Annotated in this window: 3 protein-coding genes and 1 CRISPR repeat array; of the genes, 2 read left to right on the top strand and 1 reads right to left on the bottom strand. The window is 42.9% G+C overall.

Features of this window, described 5'->3' with window-relative positions:
- Window positions 1–34: 34 nt before the first annotated feature.
- Window positions 35–1,195: direct repeats of the CRISPR family, unit length 36 nt; unit sequence GTCTCAATCCCCTCTAATCGGGGCAGTGTTTCTGAC.
- A 308-nt stretch (window positions 1,196–1,503) separates the two neighbouring features.
- Complete coding sequence (cas1, locus tag MTBBW1_RS26980) at window positions 1,504–2,520, bottom strand: CRISPR-associated endonuclease Cas1 (protein WP_080810048.1); 1,017 nt, start codon at window positions 2,518–2,520, stop codon at window positions 1,504–1,506.
- Between the two features lie 409 nt (window positions 2,521–2,929).
- On the opposite strand from cas1, the gene MTBBW1_RS26975 reads away from it, so the two are divergent.
- Window positions 2,930–4,657, top strand: a complete 1,728-nt coding sequence (locus MTBBW1_RS26975; protein WP_245809578.1) for a CRISPR-associated primase-polymerase type A1 — start codon at window positions 2,930–2,932, stop codon at window positions 4,655–4,657.
- Window positions 4,658–4,734: 77 nt separating this feature from the next.
- The gene (gene cas2, locus MTBBW1_RS26970; protein ID WP_080810045.1) at window positions 4,735–5,013 is read left to right on the top strand and encodes a CRISPR-associated endonuclease Cas2; all 279 of its coding nucleotides are present in this window, start codon (window positions 4,735–4,737) and stop codon (window positions 5,011–5,013) included.
- Window positions 5,014–5,253: the final 240 nt, after the last annotated feature.

Below are 5,253 nucleotides of genomic sequence, written 5' to 3'. Positions count from 1 at the left end.
CGAAGATTGTCATTATCTTCGAGCACTTGAAATGGTCTCAATCCCCTCTAATCGGGGCAGTGTTTCTGACTCTGACTGGCGTGCGAATTGGCTGAAAGATTGGTCAATCGCATCGTCTCAATCCCCTCTAATCGGGGCAGTGTTTCTGACTTCATGCTATCAGTGCGTCTTTAGCATGAATTACCCCGGTCTCAATCCCCTCTAATCGGGGCAGTGTTTCTGACGTGTCTGTCCCTTGTTTCGTCCGATAGAGACGACCTGGTCTCAATCCCCTCTAATCGGGGCAGTGTTTCTGACAGAAGAAGATTGCCCACATCTTCTTCTTCTCGAAGATGTCTCAATCCCCTCTAATCGGGGCAGTGTTTCTGACCGAAGTGAGGCGGTAAATCACTCGGCATCAGCAGCCGAAGTCTCAATCCCCTCTAATCGGGGCAGTGTTTCTGACAAGACCGATCAGGCACGCCCATTAAGTCCTGATCACTATGTCTCAATCCCCTCTAATCGGGGCAGTGTTTCTGACCTATCGAGGTCGTGGTGGCGATCTGGAATCTCCTTCAAGTCTCAATCCCCTCTAATCGGGGCAGTGTTTCTGACCGAAGGTGCCCGCTACATCGTATCGGGTCTGGTTTTAGTCTCAATCCCCTCTAATCGGGGCAGTGTTTCTGACCTGATCAAAATAAATCATAAGGTTATGCTTGAACCTTTAAAAAGGTCTCAATCCCCTCTAATCGGGGCAGTGTTTCTGACTGCATCGCCAGCACCAGTGACTATAAGGGGCGTACAAGGTCTCAATCCCCTCTAATCGGGGCAGTGTTTCTGACTTAAGTCCTGATCACTATTAAAAAGGTTATGCTTGAACCTTTAGTCTCAATCCCCTCTAATCGGGGCAGTGTTTCTGACAGTCTAAGAATAACAAGCAGTTCTGGAACACCTGGAAAGTCTCAATCCCCTCTAATCGGGGCAGTGTTTCTGACTCAATGTATGGCTGCAATCATTCAATCAGGTGTTACAAAAGTCTCAATCCCCTCTAATCGGGGCAGTGTTTCTGACTTATATGCCTTTTTTTATTTTGGTTTTGGGTTTTTGTCTCAATCCCCTCTAATCGGGGCAGTGTTTCTGACAAAGCAGGATAAAAACGGAAATCCGTTTAAACTGCTTAGTCTCAATCCCCTCTAATCGGGGCAGTGTTTCTGACTCTAGGTGTTTTTTTTACAGGACTGGCGCGGCTCTGTCAAGGCGATTTTTCACACCTCCTCTGTTTTGGGATGTCGGTAAAAAAAGTCAACGAATTAAATGTAAAAAAAATTTTTAAATAACTGAAATCATTATAAATAAATTTTTTTCACACATAAAACGGTAACTTTGGCAGGTAACTGTCTTGAATTATTAGAAAAAAGAATGGACAGCAAATGGAGAATACTTTGTACCCTGTAGGAGTGAAAAAATATTTAGTCGCAAATTGTCAAAGAACAATAAATTTAGTAGGTTAAGACAATAAATATTTTATACACATATAGTTTTGTAACCTTTTTTAGGCTCCAGCAGATAATCTGAAAACTGACGCACCTGACTGCGGATCAGATTTCTATATGATGGAGAGCCATGTGTCATCATTTTTTCATATGAGGTTATAAAAGCCCGACATAGATATGGTTTCATTTCAACCGGACGTTTTTTTTTCATATCTTCTTCATCAATATAAGAGGATGGCACACTGTTTCTGATTACAAAATCATCGGGTTTAATCATATTGCGATTGATAAGGTTAAGTACCAGGCTGTCTCCTATCATACACCGGTACTCTTCCACAAGATCACAGGCAAGAGATGGCCTGCCATAGCTGATTTCGTGCAAAGAACCTTTGTAAGGATCAAGTCCACATATTTTTATTGCAGAAAGCACCTCATTTGTCAACAGAGTATAAACAAATGAAAGCAAAGCATTGACAGGGTCAAGCGGAGGCCTGCGGCTGCGGTTTTTAAAGGTGAAATGTGGGTGATGGAGGAGATTGTTGAATGCCATGAAATATATGCGTGTTGCGGCTCCTTCCACTCCTCGGATGGCTTCTCTGGAAAGTGATTCAGACAGATACTGACTGAAACCTCTAAGTCTTATGGCTGTGGTTCTTATTTTATCCTCTTTGCGGTTTCTGTTTCTCTTGAGCAGGAAAGCGGCCATATTGTCAATTTTCCCCTTTACAATAATTGCCATGGTATTGCGGCAGAACTCCTCCTGGCTCAGTTTTACATATTGTGCTTCTCTGAGTGCCACATGGCGATGCTCGTCAATCATAAGGCGTCCCCTGAATTTTCCTGTGGGAGTTATGAAGACAGTTTCGATTCTGTTTTTTATACAAAAATCAATTACAGCACCGCTTAGTGAAACATATCCGGAAATCAGAATCTTCTGAAGGCCTTTGGCAGGAATGGTTCCGATTATCTTTTTTTCCTTGACGATGTCAAGGGAATCACCGTTTTTTTTAAGGTATGCTCCTGGTTCAACAACATATAGTGTTTCCACAGTTAACCCCCCTTTTTGGTTACAGTGAAGTTGATTTTTTGAAGGATGCCAGAAACTCCATATCTGATGATAAAAAGAGAATTAGAGCTCTTTTTTTCAGTTTTTTTTACGGCTCTTCTGAAAAAAACGCATCTAAAGCCATTAAAGATAGTATGGGGTAGTTTTCTGTTGCTGTAAAAATCTCTTATTGCTGCATTATATTGAGTACTCAAAGTTGACACCTATGATCTTGTAAGCCTTGTCAACACTGTCTGAATCAGGATTCCCAGGATTAACAGGATAATACAAGATTATCTATCCTGGACATCCTATTCATCCTGGTTATCCTGATTCAGACAAATGCAATAAGTTCTAAAAAGCAATAAGATGTCGATTTTGAGTGAGTATAATGGATTCAAGGAGGAATTTTATGTCAATGTCATTACAGGGAGCAAAAAAAGAGCTTTTTGATCTGGATATTCAAGGTGATATTTCTGCGAAGCAGCCTCAGAGGGCTGAAAGTGAAGGCAGAACAGATACCGACTATACGCTTTTGCTGAAGCGTGTTCAAAAGGCAATTGACCAGGCAGACGAGATGCCGCAGGATATCCGCAATATCCTGGAGAAGAGCGGCTTATGGCAGCGCCTTAAACCTGCTCAAATGCTTGAATGGGCAAAAATATCACAGATTTCAGGTGAGATTTCTCTTGCAATTGATGTTTTCAGATTTCTGACTGCAAAACATCCTGATTTTGAACAGGCATGGCCGCCGTTTCTGGAGCTTTTGGCAATACTTGAAAAAGATGATGAACTTGCAATTCAACTAAAAAGGGCAGAAGGTCATCTGCCGGAAGGGCTTTTTAATGGATTGACAAAGCTTGTCAGTGCAGGGGAAAGTTTGCCTGATAAAGAGTTTCAGGATGAAAAAAGAGATGTTGCTGCTGCCGCACCTGTTGAGACAATGAACGAGAAACAGGCTCTTATGGCACAGTTCTTACAGCTTTTTTCAGGTCGGGAGGATTGCTTTGCCCGCCAGTGGGCAGACAGGCAGGAGAATAAAAGCGGCTATGTACCTGTGCGATATGCAATGGGGATCTCCCACCTTGAGGAGCATCTTTCCGGCATCAAGACTTACGGGATATATCTGCTCAAGGCAGATTCTACTGTGAAGTGTGGTGTCATTGATGCTGATATTCACCCTGAATATCGTGACAAAAAGCTTTCTGCCGACCATAAACGACTTCTATACAGGGAAAAAAACTATATGATTCGTCGCATCATGGATATCTCGGCGGAGCAGGGTATAAAGCCTCTTCTGGAGTACAGCGGGCACAAGGGTTACCATTTCTGGTTTTTTTTCAAAAGCCCTGTGCCTGCATCAAGGGTAAAGTCATTTCTTTCCAATATTGCAGAACCTGTAAATCGTGATATTTCGGCCTTTGACCTTGAGGTTTTTCCAAAGCAGGATCAGTTAAGCGGCAAGGGTTTTGGCAATCTTGTGAAGCTGCCCCTTGGCATTCACAGGAAAAACGGAAAGCCATCTTTTTTCATGGGGTGTGAGAAAAGGGATCTGCAATCCCAGCTCTCTTTTCTCTCTAATGTCAACCCTGCCTTGCCTGAAATTCTGGATGGTGTTTCATCAGCAGGGGAAAATTTTGCTCAAAAAAATAATCAGGTTGTACTGCATCCAAGGCTTGCAGCCTTTGCAAAGGATTATCCGGAGCTTTTTAACCTGGAGCGGCTCTGTCCTCCTCTGGGGCAGGTTATAGCCACATGCAGGGATGGAAAGGATATAAGTGCCCGGGAGGAGAAGGTGTTGTTTCAAAGCATCGGATTTTTGCCACGGGCGCGCTATCTTGTTCATTATCTCATGGCACTTGGGAGCGAGTACAATCCCCATATGGTGGATTTTAAGTTGAGCAGGATTTCAGGCTCTCCCCTTGGGTGCCGCCGTATTCATTCGCTTTTGGGATTTACAAGCGATTACTGTGCAATCGAAGCTGACAGCACGGGCTATCTGCATCCCCTGATTCATCTTGAGGCATGGAAAAAGGTGGCGGAAAAAAAAAGCCCAAAAAGTGAACGCATTGAAAACCTTCAGGACGCCATTGATAACATGAAGATCGCCATTGTTCAGTTGCAGCGTTTTTTGGCATGAAAATGGGGTGTGTAACGGTTCTTTCATAAATTTTAATTGCTGGTGTATAGTGAAGGGGATTTTACATAGAAGGCATTATGTTTATACTTGTATGTTTTGATATTGTTGATAACAGGGTCAGATACAGGGTTGTAAAGACCCTTAAAGGATATGGCGTCCGTGTCCAGAAATCGGTATTTGAATGTTCGGACATGACCGAACACAAATTCCTGAAACTTGTTGCAGCCATGGAAAAGCTCATTGATCATGGAGAGGATACAGTTCGTTACTATCCCCTGTGTGCAGGGTGCGTTAAAAGGGTAGAGTATTCCGGTATCGGAAGCGACCCTTTATGTGAGGATTTTGCTGTAAAGTAAGGGGATTGTCCTGCAGGATGATGCTACTTTTTTGTTCTGGGTATTCAAAATTGACTTCATGTGATCTTTTGAGTGTACCCTTTTTGAACTATTCTCCCCCTCTTCAGTGGTGGAGAGGGGGCTGGTGGGTGATGTTTCATAGCAACAATTTACACCGGATATTCAAAAAAGGGTACGCTCTAATCAAGAAAACTTCACACCAAGAATCTCTTCCAGTTTGTTTTTTCGTTCCCTTACTAT

This window comes from Desulfamplus magnetovallimortis, assembly GCF_900170035.1.
In the GTDB taxonomy this organism is placed as follows: domain Bacteria; phylum Desulfobacterota; class Desulfobacteria; order Desulfobacterales; family Desulfobacteraceae; genus Desulfamplus; species Desulfamplus magnetovallimortis.
The sequence above is the reverse complement of the archived record's forward strand: the minus strand, read 5'-3'. Positions and strand labels throughout refer to the sequence as shown.